This is a genomic window from Micromonospora sp. NPDC048909 (assembly GCF_040649635.1).
Classification (GTDB): domain Bacteria; phylum Actinomycetota; class Actinomycetes; order Mycobacteriales; family Micromonosporaceae; genus Micromonospora.
Genome location: NZ_JBEZFU010000014.1, coordinates 20326 through 45660, shown reverse-complemented (window position 1 = coordinate 45660; position 25335 = coordinate 20326). Strand labels below are relative to the sequence as shown.

At 70.4% G+C, this 25335-nt stretch carries 24 protein-coding genes and 3 pseudogenes; 7 read left to right on the top strand and 20 right to left on the bottom strand.

The window, feature by feature from the left end; translation table 11 throughout:
- Positions 1 to 41 precede the first annotated feature (41 nt).
- From AB0C04_RS28290 to AB0C04_RS28280, 3 genes are all read left to right on the top strand, one after another.
- Positions 42 to 302 (top strand): YciI family protein, encoded by a 261-nt coding sequence (locus tag AB0C04_RS28290; RefSeq protein WP_357060291.1) that lies wholly within the window; start codon positions 42 to 44, stop codon positions 300 to 302.
- Between the two features lie 253 nt (positions 303 to 555).
- Positions 556 to 987 carry a RidA family protein gene (locus tag AB0C04_RS28285; protein WP_357060288.1) on the top strand — a complete coding sequence of 144 codons (432 nt, stop codon included), beginning with the start codon at positions 556 to 558 and terminating at the stop codon, positions 985 to 987.
- A 75-nt stretch (positions 988 to 1062) separates the two neighbouring features.
- Positions 1063 to 1716 carry an HAD family hydrolase gene (locus AB0C04_RS28280; protein ID WP_357060286.1) on the top strand — a complete coding sequence of 218 codons (654 nt, stop codon included), beginning with the start codon at positions 1063 to 1065 and terminating at the stop codon, positions 1714 to 1716.
- Positions 1717 to 1789: 73 nt separating this feature from the next.
- Here the strand turns inward: AB0C04_RS28280 and AB0C04_RS28275 are convergent, their stop codons facing one another.
- The 3 genes from AB0C04_RS28275 to wrbA form a co-directional block, all read right to left on the bottom strand.
- A complete protein-coding gene (locus AB0C04_RS28275) occupies positions 1790 to 2719 on the bottom strand; it encodes an aminoglycoside phosphotransferase family protein (protein ID WP_357060283.1) in 930 nt (309 codons plus the stop codon).
- A gap of 147 nt (positions 2720 to 2866) precedes the next feature.
- On the bottom strand, positions 2867 to 4906 hold the full coding sequence (locus tag AB0C04_RS28270; RefSeq protein WP_357060280.1) for a hypothetical protein: 2040 nt from the start codon (positions 4904 to 4906) through the stop codon (positions 2867 to 2869).
- A 234-nt stretch (positions 4907 to 5140) separates the two neighbouring features.
- Entirely contained in the window at positions 5141 to 5740 is a 600-nt protein-coding gene (gene wrbA, locus AB0C04_RS28265) for an NAD(P)H:quinone oxidoreductase (RefSeq protein WP_357060277.1), read from the bottom strand.
- A gap of 232 nt (positions 5741 to 5972) precedes the next feature.
- Here wrbA and AB0C04_RS28260 point away from each other — a divergent pair, with 232 nt between their 5' ends.
- The 3 genes from AB0C04_RS28260 to AB0C04_RS28250 all read left to right on the top strand — a co-directional run bounded on the left by AB0C04_RS28260 (position 5973) and on the right by AB0C04_RS28250 (position 9206).
- Positions 5973 to 7073 (top strand): CapA family protein, encoded by a 1101-nt coding sequence (locus tag AB0C04_RS28260; protein ID WP_357060274.1) that lies wholly within the window; start codon positions 5973 to 5975, stop codon positions 7071 to 7073.
- Positions 7074 to 7185: 112 nt separating this feature from the next.
- A complete protein-coding gene (locus AB0C04_RS28255) occupies positions 7186 to 8130 on the top strand; it encodes an acyltransferase domain-containing protein (protein WP_357060271.1) in 945 nt (314 codons plus the stop codon).
- 140 nt (positions 8131 to 8270) lie between these two features.
- Entirely contained in the window at positions 8271 to 9206 is a 936-nt protein-coding gene (locus AB0C04_RS28250) for a hypothetical protein (RefSeq protein ID WP_357060268.1), read from the top strand.
- 62 nt (positions 9207 to 9268) lie between these two features.
- Here AB0C04_RS28250 and AB0C04_RS28245 read toward each other — a convergent pair whose 3' ends face one another.
- The 13 genes from AB0C04_RS28245 to AB0C04_RS28185 form a co-directional block, all read right to left on the bottom strand.
- Positions 9269 to 10027 (bottom strand): class I SAM-dependent methyltransferase, encoded by a 759-nt coding sequence (locus AB0C04_RS28245; protein ID WP_357060266.1) that lies wholly within the window; start codon positions 10025 to 10027, stop codon positions 9269 to 9271.
- Positions 10028 to 10055: 28 nt separating this feature from the next.
- Complete coding sequence (locus AB0C04_RS28240; RefSeq protein WP_357060264.1) at positions 10056 to 11057, bottom strand: phosphatase PAP2 family protein; 1002 nt, start codon at positions 11055 to 11057, stop codon at positions 10056 to 10058.
- 113 nt (positions 11058 to 11170) lie between these two features.
- Positions 11171 to 11842 (bottom strand): TetR/AcrR family transcriptional regulator, encoded by a 672-nt coding sequence (locus AB0C04_RS28235; RefSeq protein WP_357060261.1) that lies wholly within the window; start codon positions 11840 to 11842, stop codon positions 11171 to 11173.
- Between the two features lie 109 nt (positions 11843 to 11951).
- Positions 11952 to 12848 (bottom strand): RNA polymerase sigma-70 factor, encoded by an 897-nt coding sequence (locus AB0C04_RS28230; protein WP_357060258.1) that lies wholly within the window; start codon positions 12846 to 12848, stop codon positions 11952 to 11954.
- A gap of 13 nt (positions 12849 to 12861) precedes the next feature.
- Positions 12862 to 14064, bottom strand: coding sequence for an FAD-dependent oxidoreductase (locus AB0C04_RS28225; RefSeq protein WP_357060255.1), 1203 nt, complete (start codon positions 14062 to 14064; stop codon positions 12862 to 12864).
- 348 nt (positions 14065 to 14412) lie between these two features.
- Complete coding sequence (locus AB0C04_RS28220; protein WP_357060252.1) at positions 14413 to 15465, bottom strand: hypothetical protein; 1053 nt, start codon at positions 15463 to 15465, stop codon at positions 14413 to 14415.
- A 231-nt stretch (positions 15466 to 15696) separates the two neighbouring features.
- A complete protein-coding gene (locus tag AB0C04_RS28215; protein ID WP_357060250.1) occupies positions 15697 to 15834 on the bottom strand; it encodes a hypothetical protein in 138 nt (45 codons plus the stop codon).
- Positions 15835 to 16423: 589 nt separating this feature from the next.
- Positions 16424 to 16603 (bottom strand): hypothetical protein, encoded by a 180-nt coding sequence (locus AB0C04_RS28210; RefSeq protein ID WP_357060248.1) that lies wholly within the window; start codon positions 16601 to 16603, stop codon positions 16424 to 16426.
- 188 nt (positions 16604 to 16791) lie between these two features.
- Entirely contained in the window at positions 16792 to 18555 is a 1764-nt protein-coding gene (locus AB0C04_RS28205; RefSeq protein WP_357060245.1) for an FtsX-like permease family protein, read from the bottom strand.
- 1 nt (position 18556) lies between these two features.
- Positions 18557 to 19279 (bottom strand): ABC transporter ATP-binding protein, encoded by a 723-nt coding sequence (locus AB0C04_RS28200; RefSeq protein WP_357060242.1) that lies wholly within the window; start codon positions 19277 to 19279, stop codon positions 18557 to 18559.
- Entirely contained in the window at positions 19276 to 19815 is a 540-nt protein-coding gene (locus AB0C04_RS28195) for a PadR family transcriptional regulator (RefSeq protein ID WP_357060240.1), read from the bottom strand. Before AB0C04_RS28195 ends, AB0C04_RS28200 begins: the two co-directional genes overlap by 4 nt.
- Positions 19816 to 20562: 747 nt before the next feature.
- Positions 20563 to 20736 (bottom strand): hypothetical protein, encoded by a 174-nt coding sequence (locus AB0C04_RS28190; protein ID WP_357060237.1) that lies wholly within the window; start codon positions 20734 to 20736, stop codon positions 20563 to 20565.
- The gene (locus tag AB0C04_RS28185) at positions 20733 to 20951 is read right to left on the bottom strand and encodes a flavin reductase (RefSeq protein ID WP_357060234.1); all 219 of its coding nucleotides are present in this window, start codon (positions 20949 to 20951) and stop codon (positions 20733 to 20735) included. The genes AB0C04_RS28190 and AB0C04_RS28185 overlap by 4 nt, the downstream gene beginning before the upstream one ends.
- Positions 20952 to 21369: 418 nt before the next feature.
- On the opposite strand from AB0C04_RS28185, the gene AB0C04_RS28180 reads away from it, so the two are divergent.
- Positions 21370 to 21609 carry a GntR family transcriptional regulator gene (locus AB0C04_RS28180; protein WP_113973358.1) on the top strand — a complete coding sequence of 80 codons (240 nt, stop codon included), beginning with the start codon at positions 21370 to 21372 and terminating at the stop codon, positions 21607 to 21609.
- Positions 21610 to 22278: 669 nt separating this feature from the next.
- On the opposite strand, the pseudogene AB0C04_RS28175 reads toward AB0C04_RS28180, so the two are convergent.
- The 4 genes and pseudogenes from AB0C04_RS28175 to AB0C04_RS28160 form a co-directional block, all read right to left on the bottom strand.
- Positions 22279 to 22527 (bottom strand): annotated as a pseudogene (locus AB0C04_RS28175) (hypothetical protein); the annotation flags it as partial.
- Positions 22524 to 22862: pseudogene (locus AB0C04_RS28170) on the bottom strand (hypothetical protein). The pseudogenes AB0C04_RS28170 and AB0C04_RS28175, both read right to left, overlap by 4 nt.
- A 177-nt stretch (positions 22863 to 23039) precedes the next feature.
- Positions 23040 to 24251 (bottom strand): helix-turn-helix transcriptional regulator, encoded by a 1212-nt coding sequence (locus AB0C04_RS28165; RefSeq protein WP_357060231.1) that lies wholly within the window; start codon positions 24249 to 24251, stop codon positions 23040 to 23042.
- Positions 24252 to 24929: 678 nt separating this feature from the next.
- Positions 24930 to 25228, bottom strand: a pseudogene (locus tag AB0C04_RS28160) (transposase); the annotation flags it as partial.
- Positions 25229 to 25335: the final 107 nt, after the last annotated feature.

The window sequence follows — 25335 nt, the reverse complement described above, 5'->3', positions numbered from 1 at the left end:
TGATACAGCGCCGCACGGCGCCGACGTCCTAGCGTGCCCGTGTGTGGATCGTAGAGTTGACCTTCACCAGTGACCCCGAACGCCTGGCCGCACGGGCCGCCCATCGCAGCCGGCTGGCCGCCCTTCACCGCGATGGAACCGTTCGGATGGCGGGTCCCTTCGCCGACGACAGCGGAGCGATGATCGTCATTGACGCGCCCGACCGGCAGTCCGTTGACGCGCTGATCGCCGCCGACCCCTATTTCACCACCCCGGGCGTCACGATCGCGCAGATCCGGAACTGGCATCCGTTCCTGCAATAGCAGTCACCAGCCCTTGCACGTGGGACGCGCTGCACCACCGGACAACCCAGCGCACTGTCGCGATCGGATCTCATCCGGCTCCCCGGCGTCGGATGCGGGGTCGGATGGCAGGTTGCGCAGACTCCGACTCCACCAGCGATGGCCGGAGCACTAAACTCGCGATAACGGTGGGTCACGATGCAAGCACTTTTCGCGACCACCGCTGGTCCTTGAGTGCAGACGTCCTCACAGCAGCGCGGAGGGAAAGAACGACGTGGCCCATAACGTTCACGCGGGAGAAGTTGACGGACTGAAGTTCATCAACCCAAAGGGTCTCTACGATCCTCGGCCGAACGCCTACTCGCACCTTGCGGTATTCCCGGCCGGCTGGCGGATGATCCTTCCGGCAGGACAGGGCGGCGAGACCGAAGACGGCGTTCTGGCGGAGGACTTCGGGACGCAGCTCAGACAAGCGCTGGCGAACACCGCAACTGTGCTTGCAGCCGCTGGTGCCACGATGTCGGACGTAGCGAAGTTCAACCTCCTCGTCGTCGACCACGACGAGGAAAAGTTTGGGGTGGTGAGACAGGAGTTCGATCGTGTGTGGGGAGACCGGAAGCCGGCATGGACTCTGATCCCGGTGCCCGGCCTGGCGCTGGCCGGGATGCTGATTGAGATTGACGTCATCGCTGTGGTGCCGCGCTGAGGCCGTGGACGGGACGGCCATAGAGCGCCCCCGCGGCTAGGATCCACCAGCAGCGACGGTGACGGAGGAACGCAAGTGATCGACGCGGTCTTCTTCGATATCGGCGGGACGATTCTCGACGAGTCCCGCGAGTTCGAGAACTGGGCGGACTGGCTCGGCGTTCCACGGCACACGTTTTCGGCGGTCTTCGGTGCGGTCATCGCCCGGGGCCTGGACTATCAGGAGACGTTCCGGGCCTTCCGGCCCGATTTCGATCTCGCGGCCGAACTCGAGCGCCGAGCAGCTGCCGACAAGCCGGAGACGTTCGGCGAAGAGGATCTCTACCCCGACGCGCGACCGTGCCTGACCTCCCTGAAGGAACAGGGCCTGTTCGTGGGCCTGGCCGGCAACCAGCCAGCTCACGCTGAGCGGATCCTCCGCGCTCTCGACCTCTGCGTGGACGTGATCGGCACGTCGCACGGTTGGGGCGTGGAGAAGCCGTCGCCGGCCTTCTTCGAGCGGGTCGTTCGCGAAGGCGGTGGCAACGCGTCTTCGATCCTGTACGTCGGCGATCGGCCCGACAACGATGCACGCCCCGCCAACGAGGCCGGTATGAAGACCTGCCTGATCCGCCGTTCTCCGTGGGGTCACATCCTCGACATCCCAGCCGTGTCCGAGCAATGCCTGTTCCGCATCGACTCGCTGGACGAACTCCCGAACCTGGTCGCGAAGCACAACGCGGCAGGCTAGTACTCCAGTCGGGGATCGTGATCACGGCTGGGCGAGGGCGTGCCGCGGCGTATTGGCTGTCATGGGCGAGGCTTCATGACAGCGTCGACGTGTATTCAGAAAAGATCTCGCCGAGGACGCGCTGCGCGCTCGCGAAATCCTCCGCGTCCTCGGGGTCTTCGAAGGTGTAGGAGCAGGTAGCGAGCGTTTTCCAGAGGGCCCAGCCACGTCCGCGCGCCCACGTCGCATCATCCACCGACAGCCGCTTGCGGAATGCCTGCCGGCCGTCAGCGGTCAGCAAAGTCCAGGCAATCGCCAGATCGCAGGCTGGGTCACCGACGCCGCATGTCCCGAAGTCGATGACGCCCACCAGCTGCCCGTCAGCAAGCAGAAGGTTTCCCTCGGCGATGTCCCCGTGGAACCAGCGGTCTACACCGTCCCAGCAGGCGTCGAGCGCCCTCGCCCAGATCTCGCGCACCAGCTCGGCATCGACGTGACCGTCCAACTCCGCGAGAGCACGCTCCACCTTCTTGTCGTAGGTGCGCAGGGTGCCGCCCCGGAACCAGTTGTGGACACCCGGCTGCGGACCCTCGGCGGTGTCGACACTCTGCAAGGCCGCTAGGAACTCGGCCAGGTCGATCGCGAATCGCACCGGGTCGGCGATGCGGTCCACGCTCGCACGTTCGCCGTCGAGCCACCGGTAGATCGACCACGGATAGGGGTAACCCGCGTCTGGCCTGCCTTTCGCCACCGGGGCGGGGATGGGCAGCGGCAGCCGAGCGGCGAGGGCCGGGAGCCACCGATGTTCCTTGTCGACCGCCAAGGCGTACTCTGCCGCGCTGGGCAGACGCACCAGCCTTTCGGGGCCGAGGTGGAAGGTCCAGTTGTCCCAGCCGCCGTTGGCCACCGGCTCGATCGGGAGGTCGGCCAGGTGCGGGAACTGGTCGGCGATGAGCCGACGCACCTGTTCCACGTCGACGGTGATGCGCTGCGGCAGGGGACCGAGATCCGGAATATCACTCACTGAACCCTCCTCGCCGTGATGCCGCGGAAGACGGCCGCTGACCGCCGCGCTGCGGTCTGGCTCCGTCCTTCTGAGCCAGAGCGTTCCCGCACGGGCCCGCCGGAATGGTGATCCCGGCGGGCCCCTCCGGCGCGACGGTTCACCGTGTCACGGGCAGGGTGTCCGCGCGCAGACGTCGATGACCTTGCCGGTGAGCAGGAACACCGCCTTCTGTTTCTGGGCCCCGGCCTGGGCGCGTGGGAACTCGTGCGAATCGTCGCCGTACTCCGGCCCGGCCGGGGCGAGGTTGGTCGGCGGTGGCGCGTACGCCGCACCGCTGTTCCAGATCACGATCGCCGAGCCGGTGTACGGATAGCTGCGGATCGGCGCGATGCCCCAGTACGGCTGGACATCCAGTGACCAGCCGTCGGCGAGCGCGGGGGTGTGCAGGCGGGCGCCGATGGTCCGCGCCTGGACCTCCGCCGCGGCCGGCGAGACCTGCTGGTCGCCGAAGGCCACGTGCATCAGCACCTGGTGCGCCGGGGTGCGCGGCAACGGCCGGTCGGTCATGTGCTGGGCGTACCCGTTGGCCTCGGACCGGTCCCACAACATCTGCAGCAGCGCGAGAATCAGCTGCTGGTCGACCTTGTCCGGGTAGTAGCCGTCCATGACTGTCTGAAACGGGGCGAAGTCCACGCTGCGTTGCAGCAGCGTGGAGTAGTTCATCGCCGGCACGCCGAGCACCGACCGGGTCCAGTCCTGGGCGATGGCGGTGAGCGCGCCGCCGTTGATGCCACCCTGGCTGTTGCCGTCGTAGTGCAGCCCGCCGGCCACGTCGATCAGCGGTTGCCCGTCGGCGCCCTGGAACGCCGGGTCGGCGGCGAACCCGCCCGGGTGGATCATCGCCCGGCCCAGGAAGAGGAAGTTCAAAAAGCTCTGCTGCAACCGATCCACCACCGCGGGGAAGGCACTGAGGTCGGTGAAGGCGCCGGCCACGTACGGGACGTCGGCGGCGGCCATGCCGATCCAACTGGTCGCGCAGAAGGTGAAGTCGTACGTGTTCGACATCGTCTTGACGTTGCCGGCGTTGATCTCGGTCGGTCTGCCGAGCAGGCCGTGGCCGTAGAGCGAGAGGTGCGCCGGCCTGGCGGCGGAGGCGCTGCGCGGGATGTTGCAGACGAAGTCCGCCGCGACCGTCGCGCCCGACGGCGTGGGCAGGGCGTTCGGCGTCGGTGCTGTCCCGTCGCCGCCGGCCGGCCCGTAGTGCAGCCGCGAACCGGGTCCGCCGTCGCCGGTCAGATAGGACGGTACGCCGATGGTGCCGGTCACCTGCCGGGCGATCAGCGGCTCCTGCTCCGGTGGATAGTCGGTCACCTGAGTGACGGTGAACGACGGTGCGGCCCGGCGCAGGGCGGCGAACGCACCGTGCCGGACCGCCAGCATCCGCCCGGTCAGACCGTGCCGGCTGGCCACGGTGAAGTCCCAGGCCAGGTAGAGGCTGTGCCGCTTGACGCCGGCCCTGGTCAGGTCGGCGAGGATCCGCTTCATCTGCGGCGCCCGACGATCGCGATGGCCGAGGCCGGCACCGGTCACGTACGCCGTGAACGCCTTCGGCGCCGGGATCAACGCCTCGTTGCCGTCGCGCAGGCCGCGCAGGCCGACGACGTACCGGGTGCCCTCGGTCAGCGCCACCGCCGGCCGGATGATCAGCAGCTGCCGGTCGGGCTGGCCGGCTGCGTGCGCGTCCAGCTCGGCCCAGTACGGCGTGCGCTTGCCGGTGCGGGCGTTGAGCAGCACGATCGGCGCGTCCGGCGCCATCGAGCGGCCGATGTCGGTGACCGGCGCGATCCCGGTCGCCGCGGCGTCGAGGCCGGGCACCCGCACCAGGATCGGCGAGCCGGGACTGAACCCGTCCTGCCGGTTCCATTCCGTCGGGTCGATCGGGGTCCCCTGCACGTTGGCGGGCATCGCGGAGGTCGCGAACCGCACCCGCTTGCCGGTGGGGCTGGTCCGATCCGGCACGGTGAAGTAGTCGTTGGGGAACGGCAGCAGGCAGGCCGTCGGGTCGATCGGGTCGCAGGCCCGGTCCCCCGCCGGTCCGGGAGTCGCAGGCGGCGCCGCGGTGGCGGCCGCGCCGAGCAGGACGGCGCCTGCGGTCACCAGCACGGACACGGCGAGACGGAGCCGTCTGGGTGTGGTCACGCGCATCTCCTTCGACGCGGGAAGGTGGATCGCTGCGGGGTCGACCGTGGTGGATGGAGCGTGGTGTTCTTCCTACGCTCGTGAAGGGATCTCAGCAAGGGCCGGCGCGTCCCCTCCCACCCGGCCGCGTGCCGGGTCCCTTCAAAGCGGGCCAGGGCCGGCTTCCCACATCGGGAAACCGGCCCTTTGGCCTGCCGGGCGGCCTCCGCCCCGGAGGCCGCCCGGCACCAGCGGAGCTTGTCAGGCGCTGAGCTTGCTGGCGATCGTGACGACCCGCTGAGCCATGTGGTCGAGGGCGTTGAGCTGGGCGTCGCCCAGCGGAGCGTCGTTGCCTCCGCCGGTGACGTGCGAGACGCCGTACGGGTTGCCGTCGCCGAACTTCACCGGGTCGGTGTAGCCGGGAGCGACGACCAGCCCGCCGAAGTGGTGGATCGTGTTGTAGAGCGCCAGGAGCGTCGACTCCTGGCCGCCGTGGGCGGTCATGGATGCGGTGAAGCCGGCGTACACCTTGTCGGCCAGCAGCCCCTGCCCCCACTGCGGACCGAGAGTGTCGATGAACTGCTTCAGCTGGCTGGAGACGTTGCCGTAGCGGGTCGGGGTGCCGAACAGCACCGCGTCGGCCCAGACGATGTCGTCGGCGGTCGCCTTCGCCTCGCTCTTCGTGGCGTCGAAGTGCTGGCTCCAGGCGGCGTTGGAGGCGATGGCCTCCGCGGGGGCAAGCTCCGGAACCTGGCGCAGCCGCACCTCGGCGCCGGCCTTCTCGCCAGCCTCGGCGAGCCGCTTGGCCATGGCGTGGACGGTACCGGTCGAGGAGTAGTAGATGACGGAGAGCTTGGTCATCGAAGGCATCCTTTCAAAGTAGTTGCCGATGATAATTTTGCTTCAGCAACAACATGACTCTAGCAACGGCAGCGAGGCGGTCGCCACCGGGCCTGCCCTGGCCGCCCAGGCCGCGAGTCTGGCGAGGCACCTACCGGCTGCCCAGACGGCCGACGCGACGCGGCCCGACCGGCGCGCCGGGCGTCGCCGCTGGTGGCAGGTGAGGCTCGGGCGCGGCGGGGAAAGCGGCCGGATGGCCGACGATGCGCTGACCCTCTTCCTCGCGGGCGACGTGATGACCGGCCGTGGGGTGGACCGGATCCTGCCCCGGCCGGGCCCGTCCGACCTGCGCGAAGGTGCGGTCCGCGACGCGGAGACCTACGTCGGGCTGGCCGAGTCGGTCAGCGGGCCGATTCCCCGGCCGGTGCCACCGCGGTGGCCCTGGGGCGTCGCCCTGTCACTGCTGGACCGGCTGCGGCCGGACGCGCGGATCGTGAACCTGGAAACCGCGGTGACCGGCCGGGGCGAGCACGCCCCGGCCAAATCGGTGCACTACCGGATGCACCCGGACAACGTGTCCTGCCTGGCCGCCGCCCGGCTCGACGTCTGCGCGTTGGCCAACAACCACGTGCTCGACTTCGGCCCGGTGGGCCTCACCGACACCCTCGACGCGCTGGCCGGGGCCGGGATCGCCGCCGCCGGTGCCGGCCGGGACGCCGCGGCGGCGTGGGAGCCGGCCCGGGTGGACCTCGGCCGAGGTCGCCGGGTGCTGGTCTTCTCGGTGGCCGCCCCGTCCAGCGGGGTGCCCCCGTACTGGGCGGCCACCGCCGACGGGCCGGGAGTGGCGTACCTGCCGGAGACCTCCGCCGCCACCGCCGAGCTGATGGCGCGGCGGATCGCCGCCGAGGCCGAGCCCGCCGACCGGGTGCTGGTCTCGGTGCACTGGGGCACCAACTGGGGGTACGAGGTGCCGGCCGAGCACATCGAGTTCGCGCACCGCCTGCTCGACGCTGGCGTGGACGTGGTGCACGGGCACTCGTCGCACCACCTCCGACCGGTTGAGGTCTACCGGGACCGGCTGATCCTCTACGGCTGCGGGGACCTGGTCGACGACTACGAGGGCATCAGCGGGCAGGAGGTGTACCGGCCTGAACTGCGGCTGCTCTGGCTGCCCGCCCTCGACTGGGACACCGGCCGGCTGCGCGGACTGCGGGCCGCTCCGGTGCGGATCCGCCGGATGCGTCTGGAGACCGCGAGCCCCGACGAGGCCCGCTGGCTCGCCGATCTGCTCGGCCGCCTCGGCACCCGTTTCGAGGTCGCCGCCGACGGACTGCTCACCCTGGCCGGCGACTGACCCGGGTGACCCGCGCCGTCCACCGGACGCTTGCGGACCGGGTCACCGTGGCAGGTTCTGCCCGAGCGGTACGGGCCTTGGAACGCGCCGACCGGCCGGTAGGGTCGTCCGCGTGGATCTGGACGACACCGCCGCCCGGCTCGGGGTTCCCGTCGAGGACGTCGACCGCGTGCACCGGCTCGCCGGCGACCGTCCGTCGGCTCCACTGCCCGCCAAGGCCGACGCGCCTGCGATCCTCAACCGGCTCGCCGTGCGGCCGGACGACGCCGCCGAGATCATGGCGGGCTGGCCCGACGCCGACTCTCCGCTGTGGACCCCGGAGCTGCGCTGGCTGCTCGACCGCTCGATCGCCCTGGTCCGCGCCGACCTCGGGGGCCACGGCTGGCTGTCGCCCGGTCCGGAGCTGCCGCGCGAACGGGGCCCCGCCTGGCGGCACCTCTACGTGTACGCGTACCTGGCCCTGGTCGACGTCGTCAGGCAGTACCACCGCGACCACGGCATCGCCGATGCCGTGTCGTGGGTGGCCCTCGCCGACCTGGGCCGCAACCTCGCGATCGACCGGCGGATGCACCGCGAGGGCTGGCCGGTCATGCAGAGCTGGCTGACGCTGCACGCGCGCGGCGGCATCTACGAGCTGGGCCGGCTGCAGCACCAGCGCGGCGACGCCGCCATCGACCTGCACATCCCTGAGTCGGGGCCGATGACCCCGGAGGCGGTCGCGGCGTCGCTCGACGAGGCCCGCGCGTTCTTCCCGCGCCACTTTCCCGACGAGCGCTACACGGCGTTCTCCTGCGGCTCGTGGCTGCTCGACCCGCAGCTGCTGGAGTACCTGCCCGGGGACTCCAACATCGTCCGGTTCCAGCGGAGGTTCGAGCTGGAGCCCTACGAGGAGCCGGAAGGGCTGGACGCCGACGTCGAGGTGCTGCGGTTCGTGTTCCGCACCCTGACCACGCCGCTCGACCAGCTGCCGCGCCGCACCGTGCTCCAGCGCGCGGTCGTCGACCACCTGAAGGCCGGCCGCCACTGGCAGGTCCGCCGCGGCCGCTTCCCGATCTAGCCACACCCCCAGGTTCCGTCTCGCGCTTGGCGGTCGGGGACAGCGCGCAGCCGGTCGCCTCGGCAGGTCCCTCCGGCGAGGGAGTGGCTTCCCCTGTCGGTGGGGCTCGCCCGCGCCAGGGCGCCGCAAGGATCGGATGCATGACGACATCGGCATCGATCGCCGGCAAGACCGGCCACGGCCTGACGTACGCGGTGCTCGGCTGGGCCGTGACGTACGGGGGCGTGCGTCTGGCGTGGACCGTCGGCGAGGCTCCGGAGTTCCGGCAGTTCGGGTCGGACCTGCTCGGTTTCACCGGCTGGCGGTCGGTGGCGTTGTGCGTCGCCGCGGGTGTCCTGGCGGTTGCTCTGGACCGGGCGGCGACTTGGCGTCCGGCGCTGGCAGGAGCCGCCTGGACGCTCGCCGGGGCGCTGATCGCGGCAGCCGCGATCCTGCTGCCGGAGTTGGTGGGCTTCCTGCTGTTCGCGGTCGGACCGTACTTCGACCCGGTCGCGCTCGCCAGCCGGCTCGGTTGTGTCACCGGCACCGTCCTGCTCGGTCTGGCCACCGCCCGCTATCAGCGACGCACCCGGGGCGACTGTCCGGCCTGTTGCCGGACGGTCCGACCGGGTGCGCGGCGCTCAGCACCCGCGCGGTGGGCGCGCTGGGCCGCGTACGCCGCGGTAGCCGGCCTCGTCACCCGCTTCGCGGCCCAGGTCGTGGTGGGATTCGACGGCCTGACGCACGACGCCTCCGTGATCGGGCTTGAGGTCGGCCTGTTGCTGGCTGGAGTGCTGTTGCCGCTGGCGCTGGTACACCGGTGGGGCGAGATCTGGCCGGGGTGGGTGCCCCTGCTCGCCGGCCGCAGGATCCCTCGTCTGCTGTTGCTGGTGCCCGGCTTCGGGCTCGGGGCGGGCATCGTCGGCTACTTCGGCATGGGGCTGGTGCAGTTGATGTCGGGATCGGTAAGCCAGTTCTCCGACACGTTCCTCTGGGTGGCGATGTCGGCGTACTGCATCCTGGGGCTCGGCCTCCTCTCGGCGTCAAGCGACTACCACCTGCGCACCCGCGACGCGTGCAGGGCCTGCGGCCGGTGACGGGTTCTCCTCGGGCGTCACCAGGGGACGCCTCCGGGCGACCCTGCCGAGACGGACCACGATCAGATGCGGCGCAGTGCCAGCGTGACGAAGCCCAGAACGTCGCGGTACCCGCGCAACCACTGATCGCGGTGCTCGCGGGCGACGGTGAGTGCCTCGGTAGCGTCCGGGTGGCCAGGGTTGTCCAGCGCCCACTCGGTGAGCGAGCCGATCCACGACCATTCGTAGTCGTCCCACTCTGCGGCGTCGCTGACGTGGGCGTGGATCGGCGTCCAGCCGGCCTGCTCGGCAGCGTCGACGAGGCCGGCGAGGTCGGTGAATTCCTCAGGCTTCGCATCGAGTGCGGCGAGTGCCTCCGGAGTCGGCGGGACCTGCCAGAATCCCTCACCGACCATGAGGATGCCGTCGGCATTCACATGCTTGCCGGCCAGCTTGAGCGTCTCGCCGAATCCGCCGAACGCGTGCGTCGACCCCACGCACAGCACCAGGTCGTAATCGCCATCCGGCACGTACGTCCGGGCGTCGCGCTCATGCAGTGTGAGCCGGTCGGCGAGCCCGCGTTCGGCGGCGGCGCTGGCGGCGCGTTCGAGGGCGTACGGGCTGACGTCCACGCCGTCCGCGTGCCCGTCGGGGTAGTGAGCGAGGGCCTGCAGTGCCCAGGATCCCGCTCCGCAGCCGAGGTCGAGGACACGAGCCGCCGGTTGGCGGCCCGCTCGGCGCAGGAGCCGGTTGAGGTTGACACCGAAGATCGGGGCCGCGATCGGGTGGTGCGAGTGCGCGATGCTGCTGAGCCGTCGACGATCCACCGCCAGAGTCAACACGAGTCCGGTCGACGCCGCACTCGGGTTGTCATGACACGGCCGAAACCGACGCCTCAGGGTTCTCCGCCTGACCCTGCTCATGGGCGCGTTCGCCAAACGCCGGGAGATGCGGCGATGCCGTAGCTGGATCCTCGACCAGTACGCCCGCAGCCAGGTCATCGCGTCCCTGCCGGCCGCCGAGAGGCCGAGCAGGTGAGGCCGGCGTACGCCCGCGGCGCCAGCCGCCCGCGTCCCGGGCCAGCAGACGGCGTCGTACCCCGGCCACAGTGACCAGCGGACCGGCGGGTTCTTCCGTGGTCGTCCCGGCCGTTGACCGTGTCGTGGCGGCGGGCGCCGCCCGGGGTCGGGGGGCGACCAGCAGGATCGCGCCGAGCAGGGCGAGGGCCGCCACGGCGTCGAGCCAGTAGTGGTTTCCGGTGATCACCACGACGGTGAGGGTGAGCAGCGGGTGCAGCAACCAGAGCCAGCGCCACCGGGTACGGCCGGCCGCGATCAGAACGATGGCGACCACCGTCGCCCAGCCGACGTGGAGCGAGGGCATGGCCGCGTACTGGTTGGAGAGGGTGTCGGTGGCAGGGTCGCCGTAGGCGCTCGGCCCCACCACGCGTCCCGTGTCCAGCACGCCGGTCGCGGACAGCAGCCGCGGTGGGGCCAGGGGGATGAGGGCCTGGATGGCGAATCCCACGCCGGACAGCGCCGCCAGGAGCGTGCGCGCCCACCGGTACAGGGCCGGACGAGTCAGGTACGTGAACAGCAGCAGCGCCGCGGTGGCCGGGAAATGCACCGAGGCGTAGTACCTGTTCGCGGCCCGGACCAGGCCGTCGTGCGACAGGACGCTCCGCTGCAACGTCGCCTCGTCGGGCAGTCCCCACGCGCGCTCCAGCGCCCAGACGTGCGTGGCATGGGCGTACGCCGTGGGCAGGTCCCCGACCACGAGCAGCCGCCCGACCTTGTACGCCAGGAAGAGCGCGGCCACGATCAGCAGTTCGCGGACGGGGTGCGGGCGCTTCCCGCGGTGGTCGGCAGCCACGGCGTTCCTTTCGCGGCGGCGAGGGATGAGCAGGCGCAGGGCCGCTGACGTCGTCTGCGAACGGCGGCGGCTCTGTGGGAGGGCAGGCTGGTCAGACGGGTACGTGCTCCTCCTCATGGACGGGAGGCTTCTCCGGCTCGCGGCCGGGCAGCTGGCGGAGCGGGCGAGGCCTCAGGTGGCGGGTGACCGAGGGGAAGGCCCTCGCGCAGCTGCGCGACGCTGGTCCGGACGAGGTCGGGAAGGGTCGCGTCGGTGGTGCCGTCGGCCCAGAACGTGACCACCGCCCGCATCGTGGCTCCGGGGACGGCAGCCAGCAGGTGCGGAGCAAGGTCACGCTCGACGTCGGCCCCGGTCCGCTCCGCGATGACCTCGGCGATGAGCCGCTCGACGCGCGCGAACGCCGTCAACTGCTGCGCCAGCATCGCCGGGTTCTCGGCGGAGACGCGTACCAGGGCGGCGACGTCGTCCTCGCGCTCACCGAGCACTTTCATGATCGCGTCGGGCAGAACGTGGGCGAAGGAGTCCCACACCGGCTCGCCGGCGGGCCGGGCACGCAGCGCCTCCACGAGCCAGCTCGAGCGCTGCACGATCCCGTCGAGGATCGCCTCTTCCCGGCTCGCGAAGTAGTTGCGGAAGGTCCGCGGTGAGACGTCCACCGTCGCGGCGACCGACTCGGCGGTCACCGCGTCGATCCCGTGCTCGACCATCAGTGACCATGCCGCATGGCTCAACGCCGCGCGGGTCGCCCGCTTCTTCCGCTCGCGCAGGCCAACGTCCGAGGTCACGGCACAACTATCCGCGCGACTTTCCCGACCGGCAAAGTTTCCATGTCGGAAAAATCGTGGAGTGGGTCACACGAGAGCAGCAGGCAGCGTGATGGGGCTGCTGAACCTGTCAGTGCAGGGTGAGCGGGGTTTCGGACTCGATGCGGGACAGCTTCTCCGGGTTACGGACGTAGTAGATGCCGGTGACACGGGCGTCCTCGATCCGCAGCGCGGCGACGCCGTCGATCTCCCCGTCGAGGCGAAACAGCAGTGCCGGGCTGCCGTTGATCACGGTCGGTTCGGTGGTGAGCGTGCCTCCGACCTTTTGCATGCTGCCGATGAACATGCGGATCGCCTTCTCCGCGCCGACGATCGGCCGCCGCGCGGCCAGTTTGAGACCGCCGCCGTCGCTGACCACGACCACGTCGGGCGCGAGCACGTCGAGCAGGGCCCGCAGGTCGTTGGTCTCGACCGCGCGCTGGAAGGCCGCCAGCGCCGCCCGCCTCTCGCTCGGGGAGACCAACATGCGGGGGCGGCGGGCATCGACGTGCCGCCGGGCGCGGTGGGCGATCTGACGTACGGCCGCCGCGCTCTTGTCGACGGCCGCGGCGATCTCGTCGTAGCTGACGTCGAACGCCTCGCGCAGCACGAAGACGGCGCGCTCGGTCGGCGAGAGCGTCTCGAGGACGAGCATCAACGCCATCGACACACTCTCGGCCAGCTCGACGTTCTCGGCCGTGTCCGGCGCGGTGAGCAGCGGCTCGGGCAGCCAGGGGCCGACATATGCCTCCTTGCGCCGCTGCATGGTGCGCAGGCGGTTGAGCGACTGCCGGGTGCTGATCCGGATCAGGTAGGCGCGCTGGTCGCGTACCTGATCCAGATCGACCTTGATCCACCGCAGCCAGGTCTCCTGCAGCACGTCCTCCGCGTCGGCCGCCGATCCGAGGATCTCGTAGGCGACGGTGAAGAGCAGGTTCCGGTGGGCGACGAAGGCTTCGGTCGCGGGGTCACCGGCGTTGTCGCTCATCCCGGCGCCCCCCTCAGGCCGGCCGGCTGGCGACCGCGGGCGCCTCGCCGGACTTGGCGCGCAGCGACTTCTGGCGTTGGCGATCCTTGAACCAGAGGTTGAGCGAGCCGGGTCGGCGCGCCTCGTACGACAGCTGCCAGAGGGTGCTCCTGCACACGGACTCCTTGAGCATCGCCATGGGCCGGCCGCCCAGGTGGAACATCCTCGTCGCAGTGTCGTTCTTCTGGGCGAACTGGACGACTCCGGCGCGGCGGCCCAGGCTGATGCACTGGCCGGCGGACCCGAAGTTGAAGTTGGCGGGCAGCTCGCCGGCGATCCGGCTCAGCACCGTCTCGGCGGCCTGCGGGCCCAGCTGCACCGCGGACTGACAGCTCATCCGCACCGGCACGTCCGATGGTGCCGCCGAGTCCCCGGCCGCGACGACGCGTGCGTCGTCCACGCTCGTGAGCGTCTCATCGGTGAGCAGGCGCCCCAGGGCATCCGTGCTCAGCCCGCTGCGGACGGCCAGATCCGGCACGCCGAATCCCGCGGTCCAGATGGTCACGCCGCTGGCCAACTCGCGGCCGTCGGCGAGCTGGACCGCATCACCCGTCACGCCGGTCACCCTCGCACCGGGGCCTTCGAGCACGGTCACACCGAGCTTGGCGAGGTGCCCGGCCACCGCGCGCCGGGCACGCGGATGCAGGTAGGGCCCGAGCACCCTTCCGCACACGAGGGTCACCTTCCGGCCCAGCTCCGCCAGCTCGGAAGCGGTTTCGATGCCGGTCGACCCGGCTCCCACCACCGTCAGCGCGGCCGACGCCGGCACGGCGTCGATGATCGGCTGCAGCCGCCGCGCCTCCTCCAGGGTGGCGATCGGGTAGGCGTGCTCCGCCGCGCCGGGCACGCTCGGGTCGGCGCTGCCGCTGCCCACGGCGTAGATCAGGTAGTCGTAGTGGAGAGTGCCGCCGCTCGCCAAGGTCACGCGACGCCCGGCCGCGTCGATCCGGGTCACGGTGTCGACCACCAGCCCGACGCCGCCGGCCAGAATTTCCTGGTAGTCCACCACCGCGTCGTCCGACCCGCCGACGAGCTGGTGCAGGCGGATCCGCTCGACAAAAGCAGGACGCGGGTTGATCAAGGTCACTGTCACACCATCGCGCCGCGTCAGGCGGTTGGCCGCCATCACGCCGGCGTATCCGCCGCCGACCACGATGACATCGGTGTTCTCAGCCATGGCCTCTCCTTCGTCTCCAAGGTCGGCCTCAAGACACCGCGCGTCCGGCGGTTTGTGACATCAGTGAGTCGGATCACCCTGACCTCTTCGGTGCTGGCGTCGGCCAATCAGCTGCCCTGACCCGTCCAAGGAAGCGGCGGTGCAGCACGTCGGCCGGCGTCCAGGGCATGTCCTCGGCGGCCTGGACGAGGTAGGAGCCGAGGGCGTGCGGCAGGCGCTGCGCCACCCGGTCCGCGCGATCCCAATACCGCCAGGCACGGCCCGCCTCCCCCGCACGAGCGGCGGTGTAGGCGGCCTCGAAGTTCAGCGCGCCTTGGCTCCCAGCGTCAGTGCCCAGGCCCTGGCCCCTTAGTCGCCGGGGACGATCACCCGCGCGCGGCCGGGCAGCAAGGTCAGCACCCGACGCCCGCCGGTGGCCGGGTCGACGGCGACCAGCTCACTGCTGTCCGCGGTCATGCGTTGCAGCAGGACCTCGGAGCCGGCGAGACCGAGGAAGTACTCACTTTCCGCACCCCGGGGCGGCACGAGGTCGATCCGGCCGGCCGGTCGGCCGGATCGTAGATCGACTCCCACCAACGTCATGGGGGCCTCCGCCCGCGCCCCCTCCGGCTGGCCGGTCGGGACCTCATCCCCGATGACCAGAGCCCACACCGCCGGTGGATCACCGCCGCCGCGCACAAGCGGGACGTGCGCGTTGCGGACGTCGCCGGGGCCCACCTGTTGGGTGGTGGCGAGCGACACCGAACGGACGGTGCGGCCGTCGACGTCCTGAATCGCGATGGTGAGCTGGCCCTGCGGCCGGGCGTTCGGACCGACGTTGAACTCCGCGGTGGCCAGTTCACGCCCGTCCAGGAATGCCAGCATCCGGCGGCCCGGCGTCCCGCGTAACGCCAGCGGGCTCAGTTCCCCGCCAGGCAGGGCGAACGCTGCGTACGCCTCGCCATCGCCGGAGGGTTGCTCGAGCAGCAACGCCCGTCCGTCGGTCGACCACTGCCGCAGCTCGTACCCGGGCGGGACGGCCCGCTCGGTGACCCCGGTGAGGTCGCGGATCCACCACTGCCCGTCGCGGCGCTGGGCGAACCACCGTCCGTCCGGGGAGAGCGCCTGACTGAACTCGCCCACGGTAGCCACCAGTCCGACGCCGAATTGTTCACCGGTGGCAGTCACCAGGTACATCGGCCGTCGGGGAAAGGCGCCGGTCGAGGCGTCGAAGCCATCGGGGTCGTCGATCTGGTAGAGCAGGGCTCCCCGTCCCACGGCCCGGTCGGTGGGCAGGGCGGTCGGGGTGGCCGGCGGCAGCAGCCGGCCGGGCAGCCCGGCGAGGAGTTCCCGAGCCGTGACCGGGGCCGCGACCACGGCGGATGCCGGTGACCGGGTCGCGCCCGTCCGCCATACCGTCACGCCAGCGACCCCGCCGACCAGCACCCCGGCCAGCGCGACCGCCGACCATCTCCGAAGTCGGTGCGGTCCCGCCGGCGTAACGGGTGCCGGTCCCGGCGCCGTGGACTCCATCGTCGTGCCCCCCGATCCGGGCGTCCTGCCCGCGCACAGCACACGGGAGACGCACCGGACCGTCAACGGTCCGGTCGGACCCGACTCCCGATCGGGGCTCAATCGTGATCTTCGGCGATCTCAGCCCTCGGTGAGCACCTCGCGCAGCCAGGCGGCGATCGCGTTCGGGTCCAGCACGAAGCCGATGTGACCGCCGGTGATCATCGTCGGCGCGACGCCGAGCGCGTCGGCCAGTGCTCGGGAGCTGCGGTCGGCCACCGTCTACTTCCATGATCGATCGCTCTAACGGAAAGGAGACGTTCCGCTGGTCAAGCTCACCGTCTCGGTGCTCCATGCCGGTGCAGTGATCGGCCATCTGCCACACATCCGTGTTGGACATTGCCCTGCGGTCGCTACCTGGACGAGCGGCGCGGGCATTACGTCGCCTCGTCGGTGCGGCCGATGATCTATTTCTCAGTCGAACCTTGGTCGACCCCGGCGCCGATCCCCGCGCCCCGTGGTCGGAGCAGCGGATGTGAACCCCGCGACGGCCACCAGCTCGCCGGCGCGGCCGCCGTCCGCTCCCCTGCGCCGCGCGGGTTGCTGGCCGCGCGGCACGATGCACGGGTGGATCTGGCGCGCGAATTTGCTGCCGTTCGTCGAGACGATCGCTGACCTGGTGGTGTGCCGACTCGACGAGTCCGGGCTCACCGCCGGAGTCGAGGACTCCACGCCAACAACGACCTCTGGTTCACCTCTGCTCTGGAGGGGCAGCCGCGCGTCGAGGTGCACTTCGCGGGCACGGGCGACCAGGTGTTGGCCGACGCCTCTTCCTACCCTGGCGCGCCAGGACCGGTCGGTCGCCGCGTCAGCGAGGGCCGCGCGGGTGCTGCGGCGGCGTTTGATCGTCCGGTGGTAACTCTTCGAACACCTCGTCCGTCTGCGCCGGCTGCTTCGGGCCGAACGCGTAACGCACCAGCCAGAACACGATGAGCGCCACAAGGACGACGATCAGAAAGAAGCATGCTATGCCCCCGGTGATGCCCATATACCGAAATTATCGTGTTGTGCAGAGCGGGGGACTCGGTTTCGAGGATGCTCGATCAGGTGAGCGGCAGCCCCGACCAAGGTGACGACCCGGCCCCGCTGAGTGCGCACGAGCTGGCGCTGACGGTCCTGCTCCGCGGGTCCACTCGGCTGTAGGGCCGCGAGCGGCACGACAGCCGCTGCCGGCTGTCAGGTCGGTGCGGACTGGAGGGTGTCCGCGACGGGGCGCCGAGTGGTGACCATCGCTGGGATGGCGGTGAGCGCGGCGACGGCGAGCAGGACTCCGAGTGCGGTGGCGAGCAGCCAGGATCCAGGTGGGTACTGGACCTCGCCGGTGCTGACGAACGCAAGGAGCCCGATGCCGGCCGGGATCCCCGCGACGACGCCGGGTATGGCGGGAAGCAGTTGCGCTACCGCCAGGCCCACGCCGGCCTGCGCGGGCGTGGCGCCGAGCGTCCGCGCGACGGCCAGCGGCTGCCGGGCGTCGAGGACTGCGGTCCAGGTGCTCACGACGGCGTTGATGAGCGCAAGGGTGCACAGCACGACGATGACGACGAGAAGGGCCTGGTCCATTCGCTCGCTGCGGGGGTTGGCGAGTTCCGTGTAGCCGAGGTCGAAGTGCTCCACACGGGTGTTGACCATGAGCATGGCGACGAGCGCGGTCGTGGTGATCAGCGTGTTCACTGTGACCAGCCGGGCGCGGCGCGGCCGGCGGGCGTTGATACGTACCCCGATCAGCAGGGCGGTGGGTAGCCGCCGCGACAGCCAGATGCGCCACCGCCGTCGCCGGGGTGGTGTTGCGGCGTCGGCCAACGCGTGGACGGTGCTGGTGGCGGCGGCGCGCACCACCGGTACCAGAGTCGCCGCTACAGCGATCGTGAGGGCGAGAACCGTGACTGCGATCACCGTGCGCAGCGCGGGTGGCTGGGCGTTGGCGGAGCCGATGAGTCCGGCGCTGGGGCGGATCAGCACGGGTGCGGCGAACCAGCCCGCGGCCAGGCCGGTGGTGGCGGCTGCGAGCCCGATCACGAGGTACTCGGCGAGGTGGACGGCGGCGATCATGGCTGGTCCGGCGCCGACGGCCTTGAGCAGCCCCACCCGGCGGCGCTGGCCGATGATCCGGCCCGCGACGATGCCGGCGACGCCGGCCAGCGCAAGGCCGCTGAGCAGCCAGCTGCCGACGAGCAGCGTCATCCGCGCGTCGCCGTACAGCCGAGCGTTGAGGTAGGCGATCCCCTGCCAGGTGGCGAGGTCGGGGCCGACGCTGTACGTGGTGCTGGCCGCCGGGTCGGCGAGTTTGAGGTTGAGGGTGTATGACAGCGGCCGGCTGCCCGCGAGCGTGGTCATGTCGCTGCGGTCGACCCAGACCAGGCCGCCGCGCTCGACCAGGACGCTGCCCGGGTAGTGCCACCCGGCGTACGGATATGTCGCTCTCGCGGCGGTGACCGCGGTCCCGGTCACGACCAGCGGATGGCCGTCGACGCTGACCGTGTCGCCTGTGCGGATGCCGAGGGCGTCGGCGAAGGCACGCTCGACGACCGCACCGCCGGGGCGTACCCAGGTGCCGTCGGTCACGGCGGGCCGGTCGATCGATACAGGTGCGGGGTCCCGGCCCTCGACGACGGCGTGCGCGGACTTGCCGCGGGCCGTCATCGTCGAATAGGCGATCGGAAAGGGGCCGCTGTGATCGGTGACGCCGGCCGCGGTGGTCATCGACGCGAGTTCGTCCAACGCGGCCTGGCCGGTGGCCAGGGGGGTCACGATCACGTCCGGGCCGGCGGTGGCGGTCCGGGTCTGCTGGTACGGCCGATCGGCAACTTCGTTGAGGGTGAGGCCGAGGGTCAGGGTGGCGGTGGCGGCGGTGATGGCGGCCAGGAGCAGGACGGTTTCGGTCCGGCGGCGGCGCAGGTCCCGCATCAACAACCGGCAGACGAGCAGGAGGCGGCCGGACATGTCAGCGCCGCCGGTCGTAGACGGTGGCGGTGCTGGCGAATCGATTCTCGTCGGCGAACGCGCCGTCGCGCATGGCGATCACCCGGTCGGCGACCGCCGCGATGCGGGCGTCGTGGGTGACCACCACCAGGGTCTGCCCCGCGGCGCGCAGCTCCTCGAACAGCCGCAGCACCTCCAGGGTGGCGGCGCTGTCCAGGTTGCCGGTGGGTTCGTCGGCCAGCACGACCAGCGGCTCGTTGCTCAACGCTCGGGCGATGGCGACCCGCTGGCGCTGCCCACCGGACAGCGCCGAGGGCAGGTGCGCGGCACGGTCGGCCAGCCCGACCCGGTCCAGCAGGTACATCGCCCGCTTGCGGGCCCGACCCGGTGATCGGCCGGCCAGCAGTGCGGCCAGCTCGACGTTCTCCACCGCGGTCAGCTCTTCCATCAAGTGGAAAGACTGGAAGACGAACCCGATGCGGTCGCGCCGCAGCCGGGCCAGGGCCCGCTCGCTCATCGTGTCCATCCGGCACCCGGCCAGCCACACCCGGCCGCCGGTGGGGCGTTGCAGCCCGCCGAGCAGATGCAGCAGGGTGGACTTGCCGCAGCCGCTGGGCCCCATCACCGCCAGCGTCTGCCCGGCCGGAACGTCCAGATCGACCTCGTCGACCGCGCGGACCAGCGCGTGCTCGCCGCCGTACCGCATGCTCAGCCCACGCGCCTGCACTACCGTCGATCCGCTCACGCCCCTGCCTCCCGCTCAGTCCGATCACGCCCAGTCCAGAGGCGCTCACACGCCTCCAGCCAGTCCAGGTCGGCCCGCAGCCGCAGCACGACACCCTCCAGCAGCAACCCGGCAACCGGATCCACCGACCGGTCCAACGCGGCGCGCTGAATGTCGCGAAGCCGGCGCAGCACCTCACGCCGCTGCGCGTCCACCAGGGCCACCGGATCGGCCAACCGGGCGGCCGCGGCAGCCACCAGCTTGAGGTGGAACTCGGTGAGGTCCGGCTTGGGCCAGCTCACCTCGGCCAGCCAGCCCGCGACCCGCTGCTGCCCGGCCGGAGTCAGCGCGTACACCCGCCGGTCGGGCCGGTCCGGCAGGCCCTCGGCCCGCTCCGAGGTCACCAGCCCGGCCTTGCCCAGCCGGGCCAGCGTCACGTAGATCTGCCCGGCGTTCATCGCCTCGCCCAGCGGGCCGAGCGCGGTACGCATCCGCCTGCGCAGCTCGTACCCGTACGCCGGCTCCTTCGCCAGCATGGCCAGCACCACGTCCTGCACCCGGGCATCCCCTTCGGATAGATCGCTAATAGATAGCCGCTAGCTATGGCGCTGTCAAATCTGGTGGTGGAGCTGAGCGGACCACTCGACGGTCGACAGGGCTCGTCCTCGCCGCCCTGACGCAGCTCCGCCGACAGAGTCCAGACTGGGTCTAGCGAAAGCCGAGACTGAGGTACGCGCTGTCGGCGGCGTAGCCGACGTATCGACCGCCCGTGGCCGCGGGTTGAACGCACCTCGGGCGGACCACCCTCGGGGTGATGCAACGCCCAGTGGTCTCGAACACGACCGGCCCCGGTCCCGGAACCAGACCGCCACACCGCCGAGTCCGAAGTGGTCACCGCGGGTACGCCCCGCCCTCATCGCCAGCCCGGTTGGGCGGGGAATCGATCCCGCACGAGTCAACCGGCGTCAGCGATCCAAAAGCGGGCCGCCACGGCGGCACCCGCCCAGACGAGCGATACAAGGGCCACCGGAGCCGGTAGGCAGTTAGCCGTCCGCTGCTCCCAAACTGCTCGCAAAGCAGGGACATTGGCGAAGAAGCTCGTTACCGGAAACTCCAACAACAAGCCTCTGACCTGCGGATACAGATGGTGGGCGATGTTGGGATCGAACCAGCGACCTCTTCGGTGTGAACTCTCGGCGAGCGAGCCGGATCGGGTTCGGTGCGAGGTCAGACAGCCTGGTGGTGCGCTTGTCGGCTCGGTTCGGCTGGCACGGTTGCTGTACTTCGCTGCTGTACTGCTGGCATCAGATAAGGCGTTGGATGCGGACCTTGGGGCGCTCGTTCTTGAGGTGGCCGTGCTTGTGCTGGCGGACCTGCTCGTCCCAGACCTTCTGGTCGTAGTCCTGGTCCGGGGGGATCCACTTGTGCGAGCCGTCGCTGTAGTGGAACTTCTCGTCGCCGGGCCGGAGGATGCTCATCGGGTCCAGCCGAGGAAGCGGTGGTGCAGGTGGCCGGCGGGGACGCGGGCCAGGTCCGGTGCGGCGTCAACGAGCTGGGCGGCTAGGTAGAGGGCCAGCGACATCGGAGCGCGGTCGTACTCGGCTCGCAGCTCCCGTCGCCGGGTTTGGCAGGGCCACTCCCCCGCGCAGCCGCCACACGTCCAGGCCGGCTTGATCGGGTGGTGAGTGGTCATTGCGGCCCCTGCTGGCTGGGCCAGTGGCCACGGTTGATCGGGATGCGGTGACGGCTTCGGCATGGCAGAGTCGCGCCGCAGCGGCAGATGTTTCGCCAGTGCCGCCAGGACCACACGAGCCGATGGCGACGGGCGAGGGTGAGCGCTGCCGCCAGGACGTATTCGTCATACGAGACCCGCTTCATCGGCACGTCACAGCAGCCGGGCCGACGAACGACCGAGTTGCGGAACCGAAAGGGAGCACTGCCGCCTCCTCGTGCCGCAGGTGTCCGGAGGCGTGGATGCCCGATCGCGGGGGACGCGCCGGACATCCACGCCGGCGAGGACGGCCCACAGCGCCAACCGGGGGAATCGACCTCCTCGGCAACCTCCCATAGGTACCGTTGGGTAGTCAAGGGCTGGTGTAGGTGGTCTACTCGTGTTGCCAACCGAGGGGAACACCGTGCCACCGCGTTACCGCTACGAGCAGATCGCCGACGACCTCGCCGAACGCATCAAGTCCGGCGAATTCCCGCCCGGCTCCAAGCTGCCCAGCCGCCGAGAGTTGATCGAGCACTACGGCGTCACTGAGCCCGTGATCGACCGAGCCATGCAGGTGCTAAGGATCAAGGGAATGACCGAAACCCTGCCAGGCGTGGGCGTCTTCGTCGCGGAGTAGGCCCCCTCCCTGCAGCCGATCCCTCAAACCGGGAGGAGAGCGATCCTCGGGTCAGCGGGCGGCCCTGTGGAACTTAATTAGGTCGCAACTGTCGGGGTCGCCTTCAAATCGGTACAGCCAGGGCTCTTCTCGGTTGCCGGAAATCCACAGCTGCAGGTCCCCAAGCCTCAAATCCTCGGTGCTCTTTGAATCGAGATCGAGAGTCCACGTGCCCTCTTCGTTGGCCCCGGGAAGATTGCTGGCGCTGTAGCGCCCATCTTCGCTTAGCTCGACTCTTCCATCGTCAAGACTGGTGTAAACCCCTGCCAGGTCTGACTCGGTGATGTCTTCGGGCGGCTGGGGTGCGCACCCGAAATACCGGCTACATCCTGCGGGGGCCATCAGTATGAGCAAGCTGAACGCCAGGGCCGCGGCGAATCGCGGTCCTCTCCCCATCAAAGGCTCCGTCCTGCCCGGCGGCTCTGTAGCCGGGCGACAGCGGACTCTACAGCGCGCCGCTCCCTGGGAGCACGCTCTGGTCCGCAGTCGGTCAGCACCTCGCGGCCCGCGACCTCAGACCACTTCGGTGTGAACTATCGGCGAGCGGGTCGGATCGGGCTTGACGCGAGGTCAAACGGGCTGCTGAGGCGCATCTCGGCTCGGTTCGGCTGGCGCGGTTGCTGTACTTCACTGCTGTACTGCTGGCATCGGCCGCTCAGCCGCCCTGACCCATCCAAGGAAGCGGCGGTGCAGCACACCGGCCGGCGTCCAGGGCATGTCCTCGGCGGCCTGGACGAGGTAGGAGCCGAGGTAAATGGCCAGCGACACCGGAGCGTCCGCGTACTCTGCCCGCAGCTCCCGCTTCCGCGTCGGGCAGGGCCATGGCAGGCCGCAGCCTCCGCAGCTCCAGACCGGCATGACCGGGCCGTAGGTGCTCACCGCACACCACCCAGGAACCGGGCCGTGCTCGTCCGGGCCTGCCGACTGGTCGCCCAATCCACCTGCCAGCACGGGTACGGAGCCAGCCGCGACCACCACGCGCGGCAGCCGGTGCACATGCCATCGAGCCCTCGGACATGCACCGCGAGGATCGCCTGCTCCCGCCCGTCGTTCACTGCTCACCCTCCCGTGGCCAGTGGCCACGCCTAATCGGAATGCGGTGCCGTGCGCGGCAGGGCAGGTCGGCTCCGCAGCGGCAGACCTGCCGCCACCTCCGCCAGGACCAGACCGGCTGGTGCCGCCGGGCGAGAGTCAGTGCGGTAGCCGAGAGGTATTCGTCGTACGAGACGCGCCGCACGTACCCTCCCTCGTCGATCACGAGGGCGGCCTCTTCGCCCCCGAAGCTGAGAGGGACGCGGCGGCCAGGCGATACCCGCACCGCCCGCCGCATCCCGTGAGGGAGACGCTACGTACGGTCGCGGGGTGGAAGGGGTAAGGTTCGTACCCCTAGATCAAGAGACGAGGCCGACTTTAACCGCGAGGTCGCGGGCGTCGTCGCGGGTGGACCGCGGACCGTCGAGCAGGTCCAGAGTGATCTGTCGGGCGTAGCCGTTGAAGCGGATCGTCTCCGGAGCCGACTCGTACGCCCGCCGGAGCGTGGCCATGGTGGCCTCCTTGTCGTCCTTGCCGTAGTGCGCCCGAGCGACCTCGATGAGGTGGCGTGCCCGGCGCGGCCTCGACGGGATCGCCGCCGCGTCGTGGCGACGTGCCTGCCGCGCCGCTTCGCCGGACTTCTGCAACTCCACGGCCACGGTAACCGCGTGGGCGCCCATGATGACCTGGGAGAACGACGTCTGCGGCTGGTAGAAGCCGTGCGGCAGGCGCTGCGCCACCCGGTCCGCACGATCCCAATACCGCCAGGCACGGCCCTCCTCACCCGCACGAGCGGCGGTGTAGGCAGCCTCGAAGTTCAGCGCACCCCAGAGCGCGAGCAGGTTTGTGCTCCCATCGGCCGTACGCGATTCCAGCGTCGACAGGACGTCGAGCGTCACGGCCATCGCGGTGTCCCAGTCGCCGGCGTCCCGATGCACCTGGCACAGGAACCACCCCGCGCATGCCAACGCCTCTGGGTCTCCGGACTCCTGCGCCGCCACCATCGCACGGTCGGCGACCCGCCACAGCAGTTCGGCGGCGGGCTGGTAGGCAACGAACATCTGCGCGAGCCCGAGCGTCTCGGCCAACAGGGCCTGCGCCTGCCGACGCTCGTCACCCTCGTACGCCAACGCTGCACGCTGCACGTCCCGCAGTAGATCCGGCAACAGACTGCCCAGCACCGTACGGTGGTCCGACGCCTGATGACGTGCCCGCCACGCCGCCGCAAGTCGCCCCCTGAGGCTGTACAACGACTCGGCGGGGACGTCGCCAGCGAGCGTGAAGCGGTTCACGGCCTCCCGGACCGAGGCCAGCGCCGGATGCTCCGGCCCGTTGACTGCGGCAGACCGGTCGCTCAACTCCCCGACCAGGGCAGACACGTCGATCTTGAGGGCACGCGCGATCCGATCCAGCATGTGCACACGCGGCGGCAGAATCCGATCGGTCTCCACCGCCTTGACCCACTCGGCGCTCCGACCCACCAGCCCACCGAGCACCGCACGAGTCTTCCCGGACCGCTCGCGGTAGACCTTCAAACGCTGCCCGAAAGTCAACTCCGGCATGGAATCCATCCCGAACCTCCTCGTAGCGCGGGATGCACCACCGGCCCATCGGCCGCCGTCACGCCCAACGCTACCGACCAGCCCGCCGCCTGATAACCCTCACACGCCACCCACCCAGTCCCGTGGTGGCCTCGACGTCATTGGCCTTGGCTCCCAGCGTCTGCCTGTCTCTATCGGACGAGCACTCGAACCAGCACCCGGGGTAGGAGCGGCAGGAGGGCTTTCGACCTCTCGCTTGTAAGTTCTGGGCGCTCCGTCTGGCCCTGTCCGCGCACGTCTCTGACGTCGGACGTTTGTCCGTCGCCAGCCGGCTTCGACTCTCGCTGTACGGCCCCGTTGCTGTCACCGTTGCTGTCGACAGCAACAGGGCTGACAGCTTCGGTGTGAAACAGGACGCCGCACCGACTCTGACCTGCGGCAACGAGAACCTGCAGGCAGGGGTGGGTGCAGTTGCGTGCTGTTCGATGCCGTTGGGCGCAGTTGAAGGCCGTTCTTAGCAGGGCGTTGCTCCCAATCTGCTCCCCCGGTATGGGGCCTCCTCGGCTGCTGCCAGCCGGGAGCGGCAGTGATCGTCCCGCGGGTCGTTCGCCATGCCTACCGCCCCCGTATGACCCCCGCCAGCGCTCCCCCGGTCAGTGACAGTGACCCCAAGCTGCTCCCGACCTGCTCCCACAGACCCTCGGTCGGCTGGTGCGGGCTCACACACCGGGCCTCGTCAGCGGCCCGGGACCGCCGTCTGGCGCTGGCCGTCTCCCGCCGCAGCCGCTTCAGCTCCGCGGACTCGTCGCTGGTCACACCCGGTCGCTGCCCGTCGTCGACCTGTGCCTGACGCACCCACTTGCGCACCGTCTCCGAGCTGCCCACCCCGAGCCGCTGCGCCACCGCCCGATTGCGGGCCACTCCGACTCGTAGTTCGACCGCACCTCCGCGACCATCCGCACCGCGCGTTCACGCAGCTCCTGCGGATACACAACCGACCTTGCCATCCCTCGATCCTTCCCAAGCAGGGAAGTCCTGCAAGATCCGGGGCGGCGGTTCGCCGGGTGCCAGCAACAATGAGGCGATGACCAGGGCCGCCACCATGTTGACTGCC